We start from the raw sequence: 3,047 nt of genomic DNA, 5'->3' as shown, positions 1-3,047 counted from the left end.
GGTCATCGGCGAGTCCGCGCTCAGCCGGTTCCCACCACCTATCCTGGCTCGGATGAGCGCTGATCCTGAGGCAGGGCCGGAGGGCGGCTCCGCGGAGGCGGAGCTGCCCGAGGCGTACGCCGTGGTTCTGGGGGACTACGAGCGACACCTCAGCGCGGAGCGCGGTCTGTCCGACCACACGGTCCGGGCCTACCTGGGTGACATCCGGAGCCTGCTCGACCACGCCGGACGTATGGGACGGTTCGAGCCGGCCGAGATCGATCTGCGCACGCTGCGCAGCTGGCTGGCCAAGCAGCAGACCACTGGCCGTTCGCGCACGACCCTGGCCCGGCGGGCGACCGCGGCCCGGGTCTTCTGCGGATGGCTGGTGCGGACCGGGCGGGCGCAGGTCGATGCGGGGGCCGCGCTCGGGTCGCCGAAGGCACATCGGCCGCTACCGCCCGTACTGCGTCCCGACGAGGTTGAGTCCCTCATCGGCGCCGCGATCACCGCCGCTGAGGACGGCACCGCGGTCGGCATGCGCGACATCGCGGTCCTGGAGCTGCTCTATGCGACCGGATCCCGGGTCGGCGAGCTCGTCGGCCTCGACCTCGACGACGTCGACTACGAACGCCGGGTCATCCGGGTTCTCGGCAAGGGGCGCAAGGAGCGGATGGTGCCCTTCGGCGGTCCGGCGATGCGTGCGCTCGATCGATGGGTCGTCCGCGGTCGCCCTCAGCTGGTCACCGGATCCTCCGGCCCTGCGCTGTTCCTCGGCGCCCGCGGCGGCCGACTCGACCAGCGTGCCGTACGCACCCTCGTCCACCGCCGTCTCCTCGACGTACCCGGCGCTCCCGACCTCGGTCCCCACGGCCTGCGGCACAGCACCGCCACCCATCTCCTCGAGGGCGGCGCCGACCTCCGCTCGGTCCAAGAGCTCCTCGGCCACGCCAGCCTGGCAACCACCCAGATCTACACCCACGTCAGCAGCGACCGCCTCCGCAAGGCCTACCGTCAGGCCCACCCCCGCGCCTGACCGAGAAGTCACCCGCGCAGGCCGAAAGGTCACTTATGTTGGCCGAGAGGTCACCTGTGCAGGCCGAGAAGTCAGACTCCTGGTGGACCTACGCCAGATCACGTACGCAGCCCACGCCGTCATGCGGACGCCAGCACACCTCGGGGAGGCGAGGGTGAGGACATGTCCACGAACTCGACTCTCGGCAAGCCGCTGCGGCTGCGGCCCGGCGTACGCAAGGCAGTGCTCGTGCTCCACCTCCTCGGGGTAGGAGCGTGGCTCGGCATCGATGTCGTGGTCGGCATCATGGCGGCAGTGGGCGCCGGATCCGGTGATCCGGACGCCCGTGGCATGGCGCTGCAGGTGATCGGCACCTACCTGGGCGGTCCGATGCTCGCAGCCGCGTTGATCGTGCTGGCGACCGGCCTGATTCTTGGGTGGGGGACCAAGTGGGGGCTGGTTCGGTTCTGGTGGGTCGTGGTGAAGCTCGTCGTCAATCTCGTGCTGGTCGCGCTGATCCTCTTCGTGCTGCTGCCCGGCATGGGCGAGGTGCGGGCCATCGGGGAGATCTTGGCGGAGACCGGACGGCTGACCGGGGACGTCAGCGACCTACGGTTCCCGCCGGCGGTCTCGCTGACCGCCCTCACGGTCGCGGTCGTCCTCTCGGTCTACAAGCCGTGGGGCCGCACACTATTCTCCAAGGTCCGCCGAGGCCGCCAGAAGTCATGACGCGGCCTGCGTAGGCTAAGGGGCCGGGTCGGTGCGCCACAGGGGGAGGAGGCGGACCGGCTGAGGAGCGTCGACGAGGAGCAGTGGGTCCAGATAGGCATCGTCGGCGTTGCGGATCCAGCCCCAGTGCAGACAGGCGTTCGGGAAGCAGTGAGAGCCGGCGACACCGAGGCGTCCCAGAGGAGCTCCGGCCGCCACCGGATCGCCGACGGCCACGGTGGCAGCGACGGGCTCGTAGGTGGTGCGCGTGGTCCCGTGGTCGACGCTCACGACCGGCTTTCCGGCGATGACCCCGGCGAAGGCGACCTTGCCCGCCATCGCGGCGTGCACCACCTGGCCGGGGCGACCGGCTAGGTCTACACCGCGGTGTCCGGCGCCCCACGGAGCGTCTGGAGGGTCGAACCGGCGCACGACCTCGGGCTGTGGTGCCAACGGCCACTCACCCTGAGCCACCTCCTCCCCGCGCCCACCGCCAGGGGCGTCTTCTCGGGCTCCCCTCCAACCGGCCGGGCTCGGACCCTCGTCGTGACCTGTAGCCCCACCCAACGAGGCGCCGGTCGGCGCCACCTCGGCACGTGGTGTTCCGAGAGCTGGGCCTGCGGGGGCAATGAGGACGACGAGAAACATGGCCGCGACGAGGGCGCGGGTCCGGTCGGTTGAAGGGGAGAGGACGGGAAAGCTCATGTCGAAGAGACAACTCCGCCGGACGTGCCCGAGCAACAGGCTGCGTACGCCCTGTGGATAACCCCGTCCCGAGATGCGCCTGTGGACACTGATCGGCCCGTTCTGGACGTCGTGTCGGAGGATTGGCCCGAGACCCCTACCGACGGTTAGTCTTGGATCGGCAGCCCCTTGTGGGCTGACTTCGCACGCCAGCAGACCGCGACGGTGCCTCCCTCCGAGACACCGGCCGCCCGCGGGCGCGGCCCTCAGTCCCGAGCGACAGCTCAGGTCGGACCGCGCGCAGGCGTCAGGGCCCATCACCACGATGGGCGCGAAACTGAAAACCGACCGGCTCGTGCAACACCCGCCTGACCTCGAGAAACGCAAGGTCGAGCAAAAGCGGTGCGGCACCAGCCAACACCTAGGAGAAAAAACATCATGGCAGTCGTGACCATGCGCCAGCTCCTCGAGAGCGGCGTCCACTTCGGACACCAGACCCGTCGCTGGAACCCGAAGATGAAGCGGTTCATCCTTACGGACCGCAACGGCATCTACATCATCGACCTGCAGCAGTCGCTGGCCTACATCGACCGCAGCTTCGCCTTCGTCAAGGAGACCGTCGCCAAGGGCGGCACGGTCATGTTCGTCGGCACCAAGAAGC

4 protein-coding genes are annotated in these 3,047 nt (G+C 69.5%); 3 read left to right on the top strand and 1 reads right to left on the bottom strand.

The genetic code is table 11. From position 1 onward, the window contains the following. Positions 1 to 52: 52 nt before the first annotated feature. The gene (locus ACRDPS_RS03020) at positions 53 to 1,015 is read left to right on the top strand and encodes a tyrosine recombinase XerC (RefSeq protein WP_431500136.1); all 963 of its coding nucleotides are present in this window, start codon (positions 53 to 55) and stop codon (positions 1,013 to 1,015) included. A 162-nt stretch (positions 1,016 to 1,177) separates the two neighbouring features. Then, positions 1,178 to 1,723, top strand: coding sequence for a hypothetical protein (locus tag ACRDPS_RS03015; RefSeq protein WP_431500135.1), 546 nt, complete (start codon positions 1,178 to 1,180; stop codon positions 1,721 to 1,723). Between the two features lie 15 nt (positions 1,724 to 1,738). Here the strand turns inward: ACRDPS_RS03015 and ACRDPS_RS03010 are convergent, their stop codons facing one another. Continuing rightward, positions 1,739 to 2,176, bottom strand: coding sequence for a murein hydrolase activator EnvC family protein (locus tag ACRDPS_RS03010; protein WP_431500134.1), 438 nt, complete (start codon positions 2,174 to 2,176; stop codon positions 1,739 to 1,741). Between the two features lie 648 nt (positions 2,177 to 2,824). Here ACRDPS_RS03010 and rpsB point away from each other — a divergent pair. Further along, the coding region (gene rpsB / locus ACRDPS_RS03005) for a 30S ribosomal protein S2 (RefSeq protein ID WP_431500133.1) at positions 2,825 to 3,047 on the top strand (223 nt) is incomplete at its 3' end.

Source organism: Nocardioides sp. (genome assembly GCF_050699375.1).
Taxonomy (GTDB): domain Bacteria; phylum Actinomycetota; class Actinomycetes; order Propionibacteriales; family Nocardioidaceae; genus Nocardioides.
Note: the sequence above shows the minus strand (reverse complement) of the source record. Positions and strands in the feature narration are given on the sequence as shown.